This is a genomic window from Maribacter aquimarinus (genome assembly GCF_047345505.1).
Classification (GTDB): domain Bacteria; phylum Bacteroidota; class Bacteroidia; order Flavobacteriales; family Flavobacteriaceae; genus Maribacter.
In genome coordinates this window covers 12247-29199 of the sequence record NZ_JBLFEO010000012.1, presented here as the reverse complement: position 1 = coordinate 29199, position 16953 = coordinate 12247, and the positions used below count along the sequence as shown (strand labels likewise).

Annotated in this window: 17 protein-coding genes; 9 read left to right on the top strand and 8 right to left on the bottom strand. The window is 52.4% G+C overall.

Going from position 1 to position 16953, the window contains the following annotated elements; genetic code table 11:
- Positions 1-349: 349 nt before the first annotated feature.
- The 8 genes from ACKWCC_RS10320 to ACKWCC_RS10285 all read left to right on the top strand — a co-directional run bounded on the left by ACKWCC_RS10320 (position 350) and on the right by ACKWCC_RS10285 (position 7625).
- Entirely contained in the window at positions 350-2989 is a 2640-nt protein-coding gene (locus ACKWCC_RS10320) for a C-type lectin domain-containing protein (protein WP_413995852.1), read from the top strand.
- A gap of 345 nt (positions 2990-3334) precedes the next feature.
- On the top strand, positions 3335-4663 hold the full coding sequence (locus ACKWCC_RS10315; RefSeq protein WP_413995851.1) for a 2TM domain-containing protein: 1329 nt from the start codon (positions 3335-3337) through the stop codon (positions 4661-4663).
- 259 nt (positions 4664-4922) lie between these two features.
- The gene (locus ACKWCC_RS10310) at positions 4923-5201 is read left to right on the top strand and encodes a 2TM domain-containing protein (RefSeq protein WP_413995850.1); all 279 of its coding nucleotides are present in this window, start codon (positions 4923-4925) and stop codon (positions 5199-5201) included.
- Between the two features lie 51 nt (positions 5202-5252).
- Entirely contained in the window at positions 5253-5555 is a 303-nt protein-coding gene (locus ACKWCC_RS10305) for a 2TM domain-containing protein (protein WP_413995849.1), read from the top strand.
- Positions 5546-5875 (top strand): 2TM domain-containing protein, encoded by a 330-nt coding sequence (locus ACKWCC_RS10300; RefSeq protein WP_413995848.1) that lies wholly within the window; start codon positions 5546-5548, stop codon positions 5873-5875. The genes ACKWCC_RS10305 and ACKWCC_RS10300 overlap by 10 nt, the downstream gene beginning before the upstream one ends.
- A 3-nt stretch (positions 5876-5878) precedes the next feature.
- Entirely contained in the window at positions 5879-6226 is a 348-nt protein-coding gene (locus ACKWCC_RS10295; RefSeq protein WP_413995847.1) for a 2TM domain-containing protein, read from the top strand.
- A gap of 20 nt (positions 6227-6246) precedes the next feature.
- Positions 6247-6873, top strand: coding sequence for a DUF2306 domain-containing protein (locus ACKWCC_RS10290; RefSeq protein WP_413995846.1), 627 nt, complete (start codon positions 6247-6249; stop codon positions 6871-6873).
- On the top strand, positions 6870-7625 hold the full coding sequence (locus tag ACKWCC_RS10285; protein ID WP_413995845.1) for a LytR/AlgR family response regulator transcription factor: 756 nt from the start codon (positions 6870-6872) through the stop codon (positions 7623-7625). Before ACKWCC_RS10290 ends, ACKWCC_RS10285 begins: the two co-directional genes overlap by 4 nt.
- 52 nt (positions 7626-7677) lie before the next feature.
- Here the strand turns inward: ACKWCC_RS10285 and ACKWCC_RS10280 are convergent, their stop codons facing one another.
- The 8 genes from ACKWCC_RS10280 to gndA form a co-directional block, all read right to left on the bottom strand.
- Positions 7678-8892, bottom strand: coding sequence for an LETM1-related biofilm-associated protein (locus ACKWCC_RS10280; RefSeq protein ID WP_413995844.1), 1215 nt, complete (start codon positions 8890-8892; stop codon positions 7678-7680).
- Positions 8893-9107: 215 nt separating this feature from the next.
- Complete coding sequence (locus tag ACKWCC_RS10275; protein ID WP_413995843.1) at positions 9108-9629, bottom strand: GNAT family N-acetyltransferase; 522 nt, start codon at positions 9627-9629, stop codon at positions 9108-9110.
- On the bottom strand, positions 9616-9849 hold the full coding sequence (locus ACKWCC_RS10270; RefSeq protein ID WP_413995842.1) for a hypothetical protein: 234 nt from the start codon (positions 9847-9849) through the stop codon (positions 9616-9618). Before ACKWCC_RS10270 ends, ACKWCC_RS10275 begins: the two co-directional genes overlap by 14 nt.
- Positions 9850-9869: 20 nt before the next feature.
- On the bottom strand, positions 9870-10688 hold the full coding sequence (locus ACKWCC_RS10265; RefSeq protein WP_413995841.1) for a DUF547 domain-containing protein: 819 nt from the start codon (positions 10686-10688) through the stop codon (positions 9870-9872).
- Between the two features lie 132 nt (positions 10689-10820).
- Positions 10821-11414, bottom strand: a complete 594-nt coding sequence (locus ACKWCC_RS10260) for a superoxide dismutase family protein (RefSeq protein WP_413995840.1) — start codon at positions 11412-11414, stop codon at positions 10821-10823.
- 165 nt (positions 11415-11579) lie between these two features.
- Positions 11580-12830, bottom strand: coding sequence for a DNA cytosine methyltransferase (locus ACKWCC_RS10255; RefSeq protein WP_413995839.1), 1251 nt, complete (start codon positions 12828-12830; stop codon positions 11580-11582).
- Between the two features lie 224 nt (positions 12831-13054).
- Complete coding sequence (locus ACKWCC_RS10250) at positions 13055-13705, bottom strand: hypothetical protein (protein WP_413995838.1); 651 nt, start codon at positions 13703-13705, stop codon at positions 13055-13057.
- Positions 13706-13821: 116 nt separating this feature from the next.
- Positions 13822-15228, bottom strand: coding sequence for an NADP-dependent phosphogluconate dehydrogenase (gene gndA, locus ACKWCC_RS10245; protein ID WP_413995837.1), 1407 nt, complete (start codon positions 15226-15228; stop codon positions 13822-13824).
- Between the two features lie 162 nt (positions 15229-15390).
- Here gndA and zwf point away from each other — a divergent pair, with 162 nt between their 5' ends.
- Entirely contained in the window at positions 15391-16923 is a 1533-nt protein-coding gene (zwf, locus tag ACKWCC_RS10240) for a glucose-6-phosphate dehydrogenase (protein WP_413995836.1), read from the top strand.
- The last annotated feature ends 30 nt before the right edge of the window (positions 16924-16953 follow it).

The following is a 16953-nucleotide window of genomic DNA, read 5'->3' as shown; positions in this document are numbered from 1 at the left end:
GCCGGACGAGGAAGGGCCATCGGCGCAATACAGTCATGCTGTGGTTATGGAGGATTTTTTAAATTGAACATTGCGGCAAGAGGTAGCCCTTCTTTTGTTTTTATGATTTTACCACAAATGTTGTGGAAACGGAAATTGTATTGGCCAGACTTAGGACTGGAAGAAGTAAGACGCAGGATTATATTTGTGGTGCTACGAATTACGGGAACTTACTTACTGGGTGTTTGTAATCGGACATATTTTTAGTCTTACGTCCTAGGGTTCTGAGCGAAATGGGGAATCAAGAGTTTTTGCCCATAAAAAATGGCAGAACCGTTTTTGTGGAAACGGGTCCAACATGTATTCCAGGATGATGAATTCTAAGCCAATAGCCTTAAAAATCAAGTGGAAAGGCACTTTTGCGGCTCTTTTGCTCTTTTTGTCGGTGCCCTTGCCCACCCTGGCACAGACCACCATCTGGAGCGAGGATTTTTCTTTATATCCCAACGGGACGCTCACGGGCACGGGCACGGGCACTTCTTCCGCAGGATGGACATCCCAAACCGGCGCTGCGGTGTTGGCGGGGCAGTTATGGGCCCGCGATACCAGAAACGCGGTGTCATCCTCATTGGCCAACCCTGTTGTATGGGCCACCGGAGCCATTGACATCAGTACTTATACCAATGTTTCCCTTTCCTTGGACACTGGTGCCATATCCTCTGGTTCTTTGGATGATTCAGGTGGGGCCCAGGACAATTTCACCCTGCAGTACCGGATAAATACAGGAGCTTGGACCCAGGTCTTTAGCCGGTCCGGTTCCTTTTCCCAGCCCATAGCCCCATCGTATTCCGTAAATGGACTTTCCGGTAATTCATTGGAATTAAGGGCCTTATTCCACAATACCGCGAACAATGAAATTTATACCTTGGACAATGTGCTGGTCACTGGCGTTCCCGCGCCAGCAAATCAGCCTCCGGTGCTCACGGCCACGGGGAGTCAGACCTATTGCCCCGGTACCTCCTTGCCCATAGCGCAGAGCATTGTCATTGCCGATCCGGATGACACCGGCACCAACGCCGTTTATATCCAGATTTCCTCCGGGTATGTAAACGGGGAAGACCTCTTGTCCCTCACGGGGAGCCATCCCAATATCTCGGCCTCTTGGGATGCCGCCCAGGGCAAGCTCACCCTTACGGGCCCGGCATCCTACACCGAGTTCGAAGCGGCTGTCATGGCAACGCAGTTTTCCAGCAGTGCCCCCAATCCCTCGGGTACAAGACAGTTTTCGATCACCGTGGGGGAGCCCAATTATCTTCCATCAACACAGCATTATTATGAATTTGTTCCGGATGCGGGCATCACGTGGTCAGACGCCCTAACGGCGGCCGCCAACAGAACCTATTTTGGCCTGCAGGGCTATTTGGTGACCTTGACCTCCCAGGAAGAGGCCGATTTTGCTGGCGCCCAGGCCAGTGGCTTTGGTTGGATCGGGGCCACGGACGAGGTGGTGGAAGGTCAATGGAGATGGGCTTCCGGACCGGAGCAGGGCACCTTGTTCTGGACCGGTCTGGCCAACGGTACCGAGATCACCTATGCCAATTGGAACGGTGGGGAACCCAATAATGTGGGCAGTAACGGTGAGGATTATGCCCATATTGCCGCTGCCTCCGTGATTCGCGGTGGGGCCCCCATAGGGGCTTGGAACGACCTGCCCAATAGGGGCGGGGGCGGGGCCTATGCTTCCCAGGGCTATGTGGTGGAGTATGGCGGGATGCCGGGCGATCCGGTCTTGAACATCACGGCCACCACCTCCATCACGATGGACAATCTTCCCCCCACCTGGGTAACGCTTCCCGGTGCCCTGGATGAAAACTATCAGTGTGCCTCGGAGGTGCCCGCACTGGCACCCTGTACCGGACTCAACACCACCTTTTTCAATGAAAACCAGTTTTCCTGGGGCTTTGGCCTGCAGAACACCACCGGCAGCAGCATTCCAAACTGGGAGGTGCGCATCTCCAACGCCAATTATCAACTGGTTCCCTCACAACTCAGTAACCCATCGGCCTTTACCTATTCTGAAATTGACAATGGAGATGGTACCTATGACCTCATTCTCTCCGGAACCGGGCCCATAGCCCCGTGGAGCGGCATACCGGGAGGGAACATCGCCTGGCCCGGGGTCAATTTTGGCTTTAACCCCACATCGGGCGGTATTGCCGTTCTTTGCGGCAGTGTGCCCTTTGTGCCACCGGTGGCCACGGACAATTGTACCGGGGTCACTGTGTCCCAGATCGGTGATGTGGTTACCGTTAACAACTCGCCAAACGATCTTGTGCGCATCATTACCTACCAGGCCCAAGATGCCAGCGGAAACACTTCTGCACCTTTTGTAAAGACCATCACGGTTAACGATACCACCGCGCCCACGGCCTCCGATTTACCCGCTGTGAACGTGTTCTGCACAGCAGATGTCCCGGCCCCGGATGTCTTGGCAGTGAACGATGAGGCCGATAACTGTGCCGGCCCCTTGACCGTGACCCATTTGGGGGACAGTAGTGACGGACAGAGCAATCCCGAGACCATAACCCGGACCTATAGGGTAGCCGATGGGGCCAGCAATGTCATTGACGTGACCCAGACCATAACGGTTTCCGGTACCATAATTACAGTACAGCCGCCTACCCCTGTTTCCGGTTATAGCGGTAATGTGCTGTCCTTTGGCGTTACCGCCGTCAATGCAGACACCTACCAATGGCAGGTGAGCAGCGATGGCGGCACCTCCTTTGTAAACCTGGCGGACGGAACCGATTATACGGGTACACAGGGCCCGGCCCTCACCATTACGGCCGCTGGGGCCACTACAGCTAAAAATGGATATATCTACAGGGTGTTGGTCTCCAACTCGGCCGCCAGCTGCCCGCCCATTGTCTCCGAGGAAACGCTGCTAGGCATCACCCCACCAACAGTGATCAGCAATAGGCGCATTACCCATAGGGTTAGACCGGACTGACCTTCTTATGCAGGGACCGCTCCCCAAAATTTCTTCAATATCCCCTAAAGCGCGCCCATTTGGTTCCCTTGACCTTCACATTTCGGTCTGCCAAACATACAGTTCAGCGGTTCTTATTTTTTAATATGACCCATAAGAACGAATATTGAGGCCATAATTGCCTATCTTTTGGGGTGATTTGTTCTGTCTGGCAAATAAAGGGGTCTCCCATGATACAGTACGCGGCTTTAAACCATCTCGTTTTTATGTTTATGGCAGAAATAGGGTCGGCCCCGTCCCTTAAGGGCGCTAAGATGCCCTTTGATGCAAACGTTTTCCAGGAGCTGTAAATCATACATTACATTTATGCAATCTTTAAAAACCATTCTCAAAGTAAGCCTTTACATTGTGTTGGGCGTTTCCTTGGTCAATGTACTGCTGTCCTTGCACGAGGGAGTGCATTTGGCAGACCAATTGGAGCACGCGGCCATCACCTTTCTATATGCCCTGGTCATCACGGCCACCAATATTTACTACAATGATTACCTTGGCCAGAAATTCAGTTGGGAGACCCAGACCCAAAAACGACTGTGGTACGGTGCAGTGGGATCCATTCTCCTCACTGTCCTTGCTTTTGGCCTTACCCGCCTGCTGATCGGCATCGTTTTTTATGGCCAATCGGTCGATGCTTTTTTTCAGGGCGAAAATTTGGACAACTATCTTTTTACCCTTTTCATTGCCATTTTGGTATCGGCCATCTTGCATGCCTTTTATTTTTACAAGGCCCTGCAGGACACCAAGGTCAAGGAGCAGCGCATCATTGCCGGTACCACGGCGGCCCAGTTTGATGCGTTGAAGAATCAATTGGATCCGCATTTTCTCTTCAACAGTCTCAATGTGCTCACCAGTTTGATCGAGGAAGATCCCGGGCAGGCCCAAAAGTTTACCACCTCACTTTCAAAAGTTTATAGGTACGTTCTTGAACAAAAAAATAAGGACTTGGTATCGGTCGATGAAGAGCTGGCCTTTGCCCGCACCTACGTGAAATTGTTAAAAATGCGGTTCGAGGACAGCATTGTGCTCAACATTCCGGAGACGAGTGAGAACCCAGAAGCCAAAATTGTACCGCTCTCCTTGCAACTGCTCTTGGAAAATGCGGTAAAGCACAATGTCATTACGGCCACCAAGCCCCTGCACATCCATGTGCGCGAAGAGGGGGGTGCCTTGGTGGTCTCAAATAACCTGCAGCAGAAAAAAGTGGTAAAAAAGGGCAGTGGTGTGGGCTTGCAGAACATCCAACAGCGCTACGCCCTGCTCAGTGGCAGACAAATGGAGATTGCCCAGGACCATACTGCTTTTACGGTTCGCCTTCCCATGCTCACCCAACAGCTGCATCGGATGGAGACATCCAAGGCGTATATTGAAGACAAGCGTTATGAAAAGGCCAAGGAACGGGTGGCCAAGATCAAGGGTTTTTATGGCAATGTCCTTTCCTATGTGGTTGTCATCACCGGTTTGGCCTTTTTAAATTACCACACCACGGGATTTGGCTTCCCGTGGGTGTTTTTTCCGGCGGTGGGCTGGGGATTTGGCTTGCTGGCCCACGGAATGGAGGCCTTTGGTTACCATCCCCTATGGGGCAAAAAATGGGAAGAGAAAAAGCTGCGGGAGTTAATGGAGAAGGACGATTTTTAACCCACTGTGAGTCAATCGCATGCTGTTTTAAGGGATGTGTGCAGATGTCCCCCCCCCTGTGGGGGCATTGCAGGTTGGCGGCCTCATTTTACGGCCCACCGTTTTGTTCATGTTTGGGTTAAAAACGCCGTTTACGGTACGCTCCCAAAAATTGACAGTTGGGTAACCCTTTTTATAAAATCGATGGCATCCTTTGCATCTTTGTGGGGAACAATAACCGAGCGGGCCGTTGTGCGAAGCTCAATAAAAAACAATCATTATGGAAAACAGGAACGACGTTGCCTACAAAAACGCCCAAGAGCGTGTAGGGGAGTTAAAGGGGTTTTATTCGCACCTTATGGTGTATGTGCTGGTCATTGGTGTCTTGGCGGTTTTTAATTTTTATACCGTGAATTTCCCTTGGGTCATTTTCCCCGCCGTGGGCTGGGGCATTGGCCTGGCCGGACACGGTTTGGGCGTCTTTGGCCAAAACCTCCTGTTTGGCAAAAAATGGGAGGAGCGCAAGATCAGGGAAATCATTTCGCGCAATGAAAGCTAGAATGGGTTACCTTACGGAACAAAAGAAGTTGCACGTAAAAATAACATCAAAATGAAAGGGGAGGACAAGGAGTTCAAATATATTAAAGCAAAAGAACGGGTAGAGGACCTTAAATCATTTTATAACAGCGTGTTGTCCTATTTGGTTTTTATAGTGTTTCTTGCGGTGCTCAACTATTGGGCAAACCAATGGAGCTATCCCTGGTTTCTTTGGGTGGTGTTTGGTTGGGGCCTTAGCTTGGTCTATCAGGCGTCCAAATTGTACCATTTCAATCCGTTCTTTGGCAAGGACTGGGAGGAGCGCAAAATAAGGGAGCTTATGGAGCGGGAAGAAAGAAAGAACCGATGGAGCTAGATACGGATGCCGCCCGCCTTAAAAAGGCAAAAGCACAGTTGGGAAAGATCAAGTCCTTTTATGCCCACGCCTTGGTATATGCGGTGGTGAGCCTCACCATTACCATTTCTGCCATCACCACTAAGATGCAACAGGGCAATACCTTTATGGAGGCGCTGGATTGGGGGAGTTTCATGGTTTGGTTCTTGTGGGGCACAGGGCTGTTCTTTCACGGCCTTAACGCCCACGGCAAGCGCTTGTTTTTTTCCGCCAAATGGGAAGAGCGGCAGATCAGGAAATATATGGAACAAGAGGAGCGGGAAGCCCAAAAATATAAATAAGAGATGAAAAACGATGCAATGGAGGCCAAGTTAAAAAGAGCCAAGGCACAAGTGCTTCGGTTAAAGAAGTTTTACCGGCACCTACGGGCGTATTTGGTGGTGAACATCATCCTATTGACCATAAAATGGCAATTCTTCGATTTTGTTGCCTTTAAGGCGGGTGGGGAACACGATTTGGGGAGCTGGTTCGGCTGGAACCTCTTGGCCACCCCGGTCCTGTGGGGCGTGGGCCTGGGGGTGCACGCGGTCTATGTCTTTATCTACAAAGCCAAGCCAGAGGGGTGTTTTAAACCCGCTTTTGTTAAGGAGTGGGAAGAGCGAAAGCTCAAGGAACTTATGGATCGGGAGTAGTGGAGCAAATGGTACGTTTATTGATCATTCTTCACGCTGTTTTGGGCGGAACGGCCCTTTTGGCCGGTACTTTGGCCATAGTGGCCACAAAAGGGGGCGTACTGCACAAGGGCAGTGGCAAAGTGTTCTATTGGTCCATGCTTCTTTCGGCATTGTCCTCGCTGGTCATAGCCCTGATGCCGGGCCACGAAAATGCTTTTTTGTTCTGCATAGGGCTGTTCACCATATATCTGATCCTTTCAGGTTACCGGGCGCTCCGCTTTAAAAAGCCCGGGTTACAACTTACTGCGGACAAGGCCATTAGTGCGGGCATGTTGGTCACCGGACTGGTCATGGTGCTGTACCCCTTGTTGCTTACGGGTGCGCCCAATATTGTACTAACGGTTTTTGGGGCGGCCGGCATGGTGTTTGGTGCCAAGGACCTTCGCGATTTTTCGCACCCAAAAAAGTTGCGCAAGGTATGGCTCCGGGTGCATTTGGGGAAAATGACCGGTGCCTTTATTGCTTCGGTATCCGCCTTTTTGGTCGTAAATCAAACCTTGCCCCCGCTATGGAGCTGGTTCCTGCCCACGGTGCTGGGAAGTTTCTACATTGCCTATTGGTTGCGTAAAGTACGACTGAAATCACTAAAAAAGAACAGGATATGAAAGCCATCATTGTTGAAGATGAAAAGCCCGCCGCCAGAAGGTTGGGCAGGTTATTGGAAGGGCTGGGCGTGGAAGTGACCACCCTCTTGCATTCCGTGGAAACGTCCATTGCCTGGTTCAAGGGGCACCCGCACCCCGACCTTATTTTCCTGGACATACAGCTGTCCGATGGGCTGTCTTTCGAGATTTTTGATGCCGTGGCAGTGGAAAGCGCCATTATCTTCACCACGGCCTATGACGAGTACGCCCTGCAGGCCTTTAAGCTGAACAGTGTGGACTACCTGCTGAAGCCCATTGATGACGAGGAGCTGCAGGCGGCCGTGGACAAGTTCAGGTCCCGGGAGCTCAGGGCAAAACCCTTGGCAGTGGATTTTGAGGATATTAAAAAATTGCTGGTGAACCCCTTGGAGCGCGATTTCAAGAAACGCTTTACCGCCAAGGTGGGGCAGCACCTAAAGATCATCAACGCAGATGATGTGGTCTGTTTCTTCAGTGAGAACAAGGGCACCTATGCGGCCACCGCAGACGGGCGCAACTACCTTTTGGACACCACCCTGGAGCAGCTGGAGACCGAGTTGCAGCCGCAGATGTTCTTCCGGGTGAGCCGTAAGTTCTACGTGAACATCAACCATATTGCAGATATCATCGCCTACACCAATTCCCGCCTACAGGTGAAGCTGAAAGGCTTCCGGGAGCACCAGGTGATCGTGAGTCGTGAGCGCGTAAAAGACTTCAAGCTTTGGTTAGAGTGATCTATATCAAAACACTGAAATAAAATAGGTTATAAATAAGTGTAGATTTTTCCTATGATGGGTGTTCAGGGCCTTTTTCCGGTTTTTCCACTCTGTTTTCATCAAAGGAAGAGGGCAGTAGCTTGGGCACCAGTTTTATGAACAGGGGCAGTAGGATGGCGCCTCCGGGCAAGAGAAAAATGGCCAGGGAGGGAATGCTCTTGAAGATGTCCAACAACTGGTCCTGCACCTTTCGCTTCTCCGTGGGGGTCAGGTCCCTCACGGTGCTCTTGGAAAGCAGGGCCACCAGTTCCGCGCTCTCGGACAGTTCTTTTTGCAGGCGTTTGCTGTTCCTTAAAATGAGCTTGTTCACCAATTTGCCCATGCCGTCATAGAATTGTACGGCCAGGTTGTTGTGCTGTAAAAAGGGAACGTTTTCCGCATTGTCAATAAAAAATGCGGTCACTTCCTTTAGGGCGTTTCCTATGTGGACCCTTTCAAAGCCCATGTCCCTGCCCAGGGCAAAGATGAATTCAGATTCCTGGTATTCCAGGGACTTGTCTTCCCAAACGGTAAGGCAGGCAATGTCCAAGATGTACTGGTTTTCGGAGACCGATTTGTTTTGGAGCAGTTTTTCCCGGAAGGCCCCATTAAAAGTATGGGCATCACGGTCTATATAGGTCAGGGAGGCCTGGAGCAATTCTGCCAAACGGTCGTCCCTGGCGCTTTTTTCGCGTGAGCTCAGGGCGCTGTGGGCCACGTTTATGGTGAGGAACTCCAATTGTTGGGCGTGCTTTTTTATGTCCGGGGTGCCGTTCAAATAGGATTTGAACAGCAGAACATCCACAAACAACAGGGAGTTGGTGATGAAACTGTTAAAGGTCTTGCCCAAGAGGGTATCTTCCAGATAAATGCGTGAGGCGATCAATTTCTCCAGTTTGCTGCTGGTCTTTTTCCCCAGGAACAGCTTGCCCATAAAGGAGACCCGATCCAGTTCCAAGGCCTGGTAAAAAAGGAACACTTTTTCAAGGAACTTGTAAAACCCATGCTCCCCAAACCGGAGTTTATAGGTAAAGTACAAGGCTGACAAGAGGTTTATCTTTGCCTTTTCGTCTTCGGAAAAGGGATGTTCCTGTACAATGAAGGTGGGAACGGCATTGTTTATCCCGTACACAAAGCCTTTGGCTTTTAGGTCCGTGTAAAGGGCCTCAAAACTGCTGTAAGGTGGTTGTTGGCCTTGGACCAAGGAGCCAAATTTCTCTATCCAGCCGGAAGATGATGGGTTCATGTACGCTGCTGCATTTTGGCCGTAAAGGTAGTTATTTTGGGGGTGGTGCCTTTTGTTTTTGTTCTTGGTGTCATTTTTGCCAACTGCCTTTACCACTTGAACGGTATAAAGCACTTTGTAAGATTGGGGTAGGGTCCTGTGGATGCCGTGTGGTGTTCATTCCTATCGGGGGGATAGGGACCGCTTGTAGGGCCAGACCCCTTTGCCGGGCGAAATTAATATGGCCAATCACTCTTTTGGACTTCATACCTCCTATCCGTGCAATGGTCTCTTTCGTTATGGAACTCCCGCACGGGTTTCATAAACTTTTCCAGAATTTTGACGGAACCTACATTGGCCAAATTTACATCTGCTGTAACCTTGCTCACCTTCATTTGGCTAAAATAGTAATCCAGCATGCCTTTAGTCGTTTCCGTTCCGTAACCTTTTCCCCAATGCGCCTTTCCAAAGCGGTACCCCAATTCTTTCTCCCCTTTTTCATTGAGCAGGAACAGGGCAAGTCCAATCATTTCGGCATGGCCTTTTACAAATAGGCCAAAATCACATTTCCGATAACTTAAATCAATCTTCGTTAGGGTCAGATTTGGTGTAAACCTGTTCCTTATCTCATTCTCTGTCAATGGCTTTTGGGGAACGAGATGTAACACTTTTGGGTCGGTAAAAAGTTCAGCGTAACACTTCCTGTCCGCCATTTCCAATCTTTTAACAAGCAATCTTTCGGTTTCAAATAATGTCATTTTCCCAAGATGATTGGTGTTGATTGGCGACCACACCGCCAATATAAAAATGGACGCTGATCGGGTTCCATTCTGGTGTTTTGTCCGTTCTTTTCCGAAAATCGTTCAACCTATCGCAATCAAATCTGTCCGCATGCATCATTCCTTTTTTTTCAGGTTGGTGCTCAGTGCATCCGAACGCTCCCATTTCATGGTGCTTTAAGGACTTGCCCATTCCCATGGCGCCATGTTCGGAATGTCTCAAAAGGAAGCAAAATTATCCAGGGCCAGGGTCCAGTCGTAGTCCTCGTACCGTAAGGAAACTTCTTGGTTTTCCGGGATGATGCCCTCTTTTTCAAGAATTTCCAGTGTGCCCTTTTTGCCCCCAAAATCGCCCCGGAACCAACTAAACAGCGCTGTGACCGCCACCTCTTTCTTATGGGCATCATAGGTGCTGCTTTGCCTTAAAAATTGGCTTGTGGCCTTGGAAAACTGTTCGTTAAGCCGGTTGTGGTGGTACACGGCCACGGGCGGGCAGTCCTTGGCGCCGCAGTTCAGTGCAAAATGGATGCGGTAGTCGGGTTCCCGTACCCGGAGCCGGCGCTCAAATTCCCCGGGGAAAGGCTTGCCCACGAGCCCCAGGCCATATTCCCATTGCGACTTTCTGATGATGCCGTGCTCTATTTTGGAGAAAGACACCATCTTCCCCGCAATGGGCAGCTGGTCTTCCTTAAAAAAACGGTCCCGATCGCCATAGGCCTCGGGGTCTTGCCGCAGTATGTGCTGTATGTAGGCATTGTACACATTTACCCAAAAGGCCAATTGCTTTTCATTGGTGTCCAGGGCCCGCTCCAACTGGGTTACGCCTGCCTGGGCCAAGGTCTCCCGGATGGCTTTGGTGTCCTGACCCTCCGAGGCCCGGGCCACGAAGCGCTCGGCCAGGGCATTGAAATCATCCACGGCGGGGATGGGGCGCTGTACGCTGGCACTGGGCTTGCAGCTGGTGAGCAGTAGAAGGAATAAAATGGGGCGCCAAGCCCCCCTAAGGATGGCTATGGCGCGTAAAAGGGCTTTTGGCATCGGTGTTGGGGTTGCGGGGCAAGGGCTGTGGGGCGCTCTTCCTCCGTTTTGTCCCCATCAAAGTTAGGGCTTGCCCGCCAATAAAAAAAGGCCGCCCTTGCGGACGGCCTTGTTGCTTTTGTGCGGCAGGGACTATTCTATGATGCCCGTGCAGCTCACCCTGGCCCCTGCGGCACCACTGGGCTGGGAGGTAAAATCGTCCACGCCCTGGTGCACGATCACGGCCTTGCCCAAAATGTCCTTGTTTTCGTCCTCACAGCCAATGCACCATTGGTCCGTGGAGAATTCCACTGTTCCGGTGCCGTCTGCGCTGGCCATAAAATTGCCAATATCGCCCTTGTGGTATCCTGTGGCATCGCCCCATTTTCCGTGTGGTTCGTTGGTGGGGTTCCAGTGGCCTCCGGTAGAGGTGCCGTCGGCCGAGGAGCAGTCTGCCGTCTCGTGCAGGTGAATGGCGTGCTCACCCTCCGTAAGACCGCTAAAGGTGCCCACCATACTAACGGTGCCATTTTCTTCCGTAAAGGTAACGTTGCCCTGTACGTCGCTGTCGCTTTTGGGCTCCATTTTAAAGCTGATGGTCTTCACCTCTGCCACCTCGGTAACGGCCTCCACGGCCTCTTCCATTTCCGTTGCGGCCTCCGTGGCCCCCTTTTTGGCTTCCTTGCAACCTATGACCGTAACCATTAGGGCAAGGGCCAAGGCGCCTTTTACTACTGCATTTTTCATATTGTGCTTGTTTTGTGTTAGAAGCGCTAAAATTACTAAAATATACGGGTTGGGCGAATGCATGCGCACATCATTTTGATGGTATCCCTTTAAACATCCCTTAAAAGGGGTGCCGGCCGGGCCAAGGTGGCCCAAAAGTTGCCCACCTCGACCGGGGTTGCTTCTTCAGTGCATTTGCAGGGTTTTGTCTATGACCAGTGCAATGGCCTTGGCCATCAGGGGCGGCACGGCATTGCCGATCTGCACCATCTGTTTGGCCTTGGAGCCCTTGAAGATAAAATGGTCCGGGAAGGACTGCAAACGCGCCATTTCCCGCACCGTGATCACCCTGGGCACCACCGGATGGATGTTAACGCCGCCGTGGTTTTCCTTTATGGTACAGCTGGCCTCGTTCCAGGGACATTTTTTCCAGGAGTCCGAATAGTTGTCGTACAGGCTCTTGCCCTCGGGTACCGCGGCCAGGCGCTGTTTCATCTCTTCCCGGTGCCGGGTGCGCACGTGGTTGAATTCCTTGTTGTCTTCCAAATCCATAAGGTCTTCAATGGCCTCCCTAGTGGTCACGTACGAGCCCTCTTCCAAGAGGGGGGCGGGATGATGGTTGAGCCGGTTGACCCTGTTGGCTATGAAAATGACACGCTCCCGCTTTTGGGGAACATAATAGTCGGCCGAATTCAATACGGTAACGTTCACCTCATAGCCCAGCTCCTCCATATCTTCCTTGATCTTGTCCTCCACCCTTCCCTTGAGCATGGAGCGCAGGCCCTTGACGTTCTCGCCCACAATGAATTTTGGGTTCAGTTCTGCAATGATCTCCAACATATCTTGGTAAAGGGAGTTCCTGGGGTCTTCCACGATTCGGCTCCCGGACATGCTGAAACCTTGGCAGGGAAAACCACCGGAGAGCACGGTAAGCTCCCTGCCCCGTAACTGTTGCCGTACCGTGGCAATGAACTGTGCCTTGGTCTGCTTGCTGGTAATGTCGCCCTCCACGTGCGGATGTTTAAAATTGTGGCGGTAGGTCATCCCCGCTTCCTTGAACCAGTCCAATGCGCCCACGGGTTCAAAACCGGCCATTTCAAAGCCCATGGCCATGCCCCCGGCACCGCAGAACAGATCGGCCGATGTGTGGCCGTTTGCCTTGGCGTGGTCCCAGAGGTCGGACACGTCCATCCAGTTCACGGCATCGGTCTTGGTGCTCTTGCGCTTGGGGGCGCCCTTGCTGCCGCCGGATTTTGGGGTTTGGTGCGCACCACGGTTAAGAAATTCGCGCAGGGCCTGATCGCCGATACGGTGCACGCCCCCGATTTTGTTTGATTTCAGTTGACCGGCATGAATGTAGCGCCTCACGGATTTTTGCGAAACGTTCAACAGGGTGGCCACATCTTCTATGCGCATCATTTGGGTCTTGGTGTCCATCGTTGTCCAGTTTTGTCCAAAACTAAGCAAATAAAAAAAATTTGGGAAACCTTTTCCGCCCTGGGGGCAGGGCCTTGTTGTTTTTTTTCTTTTGGATGCCCCGCTGTGCGGCGCCCTAGGGCCTATGACTTGTATCCATGGGGATGCGCAGCGCTTGGTCGGTGGGGCCGCCCAAGGTCCATTTTCCGTCCAATGCCCATCTGACCCCTCCCGGTCCTTTTGGATCAGTTGATTTTGTACAGGCATTTCCCGGCCTTGGTCTCCACAATGAAAATGCACTTGGCCAAGGCCCCAAGATGCGTTATGGGGGCCGTCCTGGATTTCGCCAGCCGATGGCCAAAGGTTTTGTAGGCCTGCTCCTTCAATGTCCAATGGCAGCGCAGAAAAATGGAGCGCTCTGGTTTGGAAAAGGAATGGTGCACCAGAAAGAGCCTGTTTTGCAGATGGTGCCTAACGCCCTTGCTCTGGTGGCGGTAATAAAATTCAATGAGCTTTTTTTCCTGATCGGTATGGAAACGGTCCCGGAACTGCTTGGGCACTACGGTGCCCTTGACATCAAACCTCAAAGATCCGTTGAACTCCAGGTCCCATGCATGGTCCTTGGGATTGGGGTTTTTTCTGATGTTCGCCTGCCTGTAAAAGAGGTATTCGTCCACCTGGGAACATTTCCACAGGAACCATCTTCTCCTAAAGTAGTGCTGGTCTTCCTCGGAAAAGGGGGCTATCTCGGTTTCCAATTGCTGTAGGTTGCCACAGCGGAACAGGTTTATTTTACGGTCGGTGCCATCGTTTTGCACCGCTCCCCACCGCAAAGGTATGCTGGTGCAAAGCTGTTGCAGTTCCTTTCCCAGTATGTTAAATTCCGCCGCTGTCATCATTTTTGTTCCAAGGTCGCCCGGGGCCATCGTATGGCCCGTACGGGCCGCAACCCGCCATTTTCCCCGTAGGGCCTTGCGGGGCGCCACCCTTTAGGCCATGGAACGGGCCGGGCCTATTCCCATTCCGTATGGAAAATGCCTTCCCGATCCAACCGTTCATAGGTATGGGATCCAAAAAAGTCGCGCTGCGCCTGGATCAGGTTCAGGGGCAGGCGGGCAGAGGTGTAGGCATCAAAATAGGTCAGGGAATTGGAGAGGCCGGGCAGGGGAATGCCGTTCAGGGCACCGTAGGCCACCAGCTCCCGGGCCGAGGTCACCGTGCCCTGTACCTTTTCCATAAAGGTTGGGGACAATAACAGGTTTTCCAAGGTTGGTTTTTCTGAAAAGGCCTCGGCAATATCGGCCAGGAGCCCCGCACGGATTATGCAGCCGGCGCGCCATATCTTGGCAATGGTGGCCAGATCCAGTTCGTAACCGTATTCCTTGCTGGCATCGGCCAATTGGTGCAGGCCCTGGGCATAGGTGATGATGAAGGAAAAATAAAGGGCCTCCTCCGCCATCTTTTCCAATTGGGTCGCTTCCATGGGTGATACCTTGGGGCGGTCGTACGCTGCATCTGCTTGAATGCGCTCGTCTTTTAGGGCGCTTATTTGCCGCATGCTCACTGCAATGTCTATGGAGGGCACGGGGATGCCCAGGTCCATGGCGTTTTGACTGGTCCATTTTCCGGTGCCCTTCTGCTTGGCCTTGTCCAGGATGGCATCGACCAGATGGCCATCGGAAAGGGCGTCTTTCCGGGCAAATATGGCTGCGGTGATCTCTACCAAAAAGGATTGCAGGCGGCCTTGGTTCCAGCGGGCATAGGTCTGTTGCAAGGCCCCATTGGAAAAGTTGCCGCCCTTTTGCAAAAGGTCGTAGATCTCGGAGGTGAGCTGCATCAACCCATATTCAATGCCATTGTGCACCATTTTTACGTAATTCCCGGCAGATTTTGGTCCCAGATAGGCCACACAGGGCGCTCCCTCAAATTTGGCGGCGACCGCCTCAAAGATGGGCCTTACGTGCTGGTAGGCCTCCCGATCGCCGCCCGGCATGATGCTGGGGCCAAGGCGGGCCCCCTTGGCGCCACCGGAGACCCCGGCGCCAAAAAAATGGATGCCCTTGTCCTTTAGGTAGCGCTCCCGGCGGTCGGTATCCGTATAAAAGGAGTTGCCCCCGTCAATGATCAGGTCCCCCTGGTCCAAATGGGGCAATAGACTCTCGATCACCACATCCACCACCTTGCCCGCGGGTACCAGTAGCATGATCTTCCGGGGCCGGGACAGGGCCGCCGTGAAGACCGTGACCTCCGTGCTGGCGTTGATGCTTTCTGTGTTGCCGCCCTCGGCGATCAGCGCCGCCACCTTTTCTTTGTCCAGATCGTTGCCGTAGGCGGTAAAGCCATGGTCTGCCACGTTCAGGATAAAATTCCGGCCCATGACCCCAAGGCCCACCAGGCCAAAATCGTATGTTTGCTTCATATGGTTTCATCTGGGCAGCTCTTTTCCCTTGTCTGTGGGCTTCCCTGCCTCGTTTTTGTCAAAAATAATGGAAAATGTCCACATCAGGGGGTCATATCCGGGGAAACGCGTTGCACCTGCCTGATCTTTTCGATACTTTTACGCCCAATCGATTCCCAGCCTATGAAGAAGACCGAAAATCAGATGCTCGTCATTTTTGGCGCCTCTGGAGACCTCACGGCACGCAAATTGGTGCCCGCCCTCTTTAATTTGTTCATGGCCAAACAACTGCCCGGGAACTTTGTGGTGCTGGGCTGCAGCCGAAGCAATATGGACGATGCCGCATTTCGGGATCGGGTGGTGCTGCAAAGCCCCTATTTGGCAAAAAAGACAAAGGAGGTGCCCTCCGAGGCGATCAAGGCCTTTGCCCAACTCTTTTTTTACCAGGACCTTGGCGGCAGTTATGACACGGACTACACTGCCCTGCGCACCCGCGTGGAGGCGTTGAACCATGGGCACCATACCGAGGGCAACATCATGTACTACCTGAGCACCCCGCCCACCTTGTACGAGACCATTGCCAAAAACCTGGATGCCGCCCAATTGAGCACCCAAAACAACGGTTGGAAACGCTTGATCGTTGAAAAACCCTTTGGTTACGACCTAAAAACGGCCAAAGCCCTCAATACGGCCCTGCAGCGCTATTTCCAAGAGCAACAGATCTATAGGATCGATCACTATTTGGGCAAGGAAACGGTGCAGAACCTTTTGGTGACCCGCTTTGCCAATACCATCTTTGAACCGCTATGGAACCGGAACTACATCCATCACATTGAAATTACCAATGCAGAGCACGTGGGGGTGGAGAAGCGGGGCGGATATTACGATCGTTCCGGTGCGCTGCGCGATATGTTCCAGAACCACTTGCTGCAGATCGTGAGCCTGATCGTTATGGAGCCCCCCATTGGCCAAGAGCCGGAAGAGATACGCAATGAGAAGGTAAAGGCCCTGAAATCGCTCAGGGTCATGACCGATCCGGATATCTTGCGGGACCATACCATACGGGCCCAGTACATGAAGGCGAACTTGGACGGCGATTGGGTAAAGGGATACCGGGAAGAGGATGGGGTTGCCCCCGATTCCTTGACGGAGACCTACGCGGCCATTAAGTTCTATGTGGACAACTGGCGGTGGAAAGACGTTCCTTTCTATGTGCGCACGGCCAAGCGCATGCCCACCAAGGTCACGGAGGTGGTGATCCACTTTAAAACCCCGCACCACCATATTTTTAGCGGCACGGACATGCACAGCCAAGACAACAAACTGGTGATCCGCATACAACCGGACGAGGGCATTCTCATTAAATTTGGGGTCAAGGTGCCTGGCCAGGGCTTCCATGTGGAACGGGCCAATTTGGACTTCTATTATTCCAGCTTGGCGGAGACGCACGTGATGGAGGCCTATGAACGTTTGTTGCTGGACGCCATGCAGGGCGATGCTACCCTCTACGCCCGCGCCGATGAGGTGGAGGCTGCCTGGACCTTTGTGGATCCCATATTGGAGTATTGGAAAAATGGCGAAGATGTGCGCATGTACGGCTATGCCGCCGGCGTCTGGGGCCCGGAAAATGCGGACGACCTGATCGAAGGCATTGGGTTATGGCGCAATCCCGGCCCCAACCTAACCGACGATCCCGGATTTTGCGTGCTTTGCTGAGGTGGAAAGAAAAAGAACGACCCCTATTTT

Coding starts and splice junctions, on each gene's coding strand:
- ACKWCC_RS10320 (WP_413995852.1), top strand. CDS start 350: ATGATGAATTCTAAGCCAATAGCCTTAAAAATCAAGTGGAAAGGCACT.
- ACKWCC_RS10315 (WP_413995851.1), top strand. CDS start 3,335: ATGCAATCTTTAAAAACCATTCTCAAAGTAAGCCTTTACATTGTGTTG.
- ACKWCC_RS10310 (WP_413995850.1), top strand. CDS start 4,923: ATGGAAAACAGGAACGACGTTGCCTACAAAAACGCCCAAGAGCGTGTA.
- ACKWCC_RS10305 (WP_413995849.1), top strand. CDS start 5,253: ATGAAAGGGGAGGACAAGGAGTTCAAATATATTAAAGCAAAAGAACGG.
- ACKWCC_RS10300 (WP_413995848.1), top strand. CDS start 5,546: ATGGAGCTAGATACGGATGCCGCCCGCCTTAAAAAGGCAAAAGCACAG.
- ACKWCC_RS10295 (WP_413995847.1), top strand. CDS start 5,879: ATGAAAAACGATGCAATGGAGGCCAAGTTAAAAAGAGCCAAGGCACAA.
- ACKWCC_RS10285 (WP_413995845.1), top strand. CDS start 6,870: ATGAAAGCCATCATTGTTGAAGATGAAAAGCCCGCCGCCAGAAGGTTG.
- ACKWCC_RS10280 (WP_413995844.1), bottom strand. CDS start 8,892: ATGAACCCATCATCTTCCGGCTGGATAGAGAAATTTGGCTCCTTGGTC.
- ACKWCC_RS10275 (WP_413995843.1), bottom strand. CDS start 9,629: ATGACATTATTTGAAACCGAAAGATTGCTTGTTAAAAGATTGGAAATG.
- ACKWCC_RS10270 (WP_413995842.1), bottom strand. CDS start 9,849: ATGGGAATGGGCAAGTCCTTAAAGCACCATGAAATGGGAGCGTTCGGA.
- ACKWCC_RS10265 (WP_413995841.1), bottom strand. CDS start 10,688: ATGCCAAAAGCCCTTTTACGCGCCATAGCCATCCTTAGGGGGGCTTGG.
- ACKWCC_RS10260 (WP_413995840.1), bottom strand. CDS start 11,414: ATGAAAAATGCAGTAGTAAAAGGCGCCTTGGCCCTTGCCCTAATGGTT.
- ACKWCC_RS10255 (WP_413995839.1), bottom strand. CDS start 12,830: ATGGACACCAAGACCCAAATGATGCGCATAGAAGATGTGGCCACCCTG.
- ACKWCC_RS10250 (WP_413995838.1), bottom strand. CDS start 13,705: ATGACAGCGGCGGAATTTAACATACTGGGAAAGGAACTGCAACAGCTT.
- gndA (WP_413995837.1), bottom strand. CDS start 15,228: ATGAAGCAAACATACGATTTTGGCCTGGTGGGCCTTGGGGTCATGGGC.
- zwf (WP_413995836.1), top strand. CDS start 15,391: ATGAAGAAGACCGAAAATCAGATGCTCGTCATTTTTGGCGCCTCTGGA.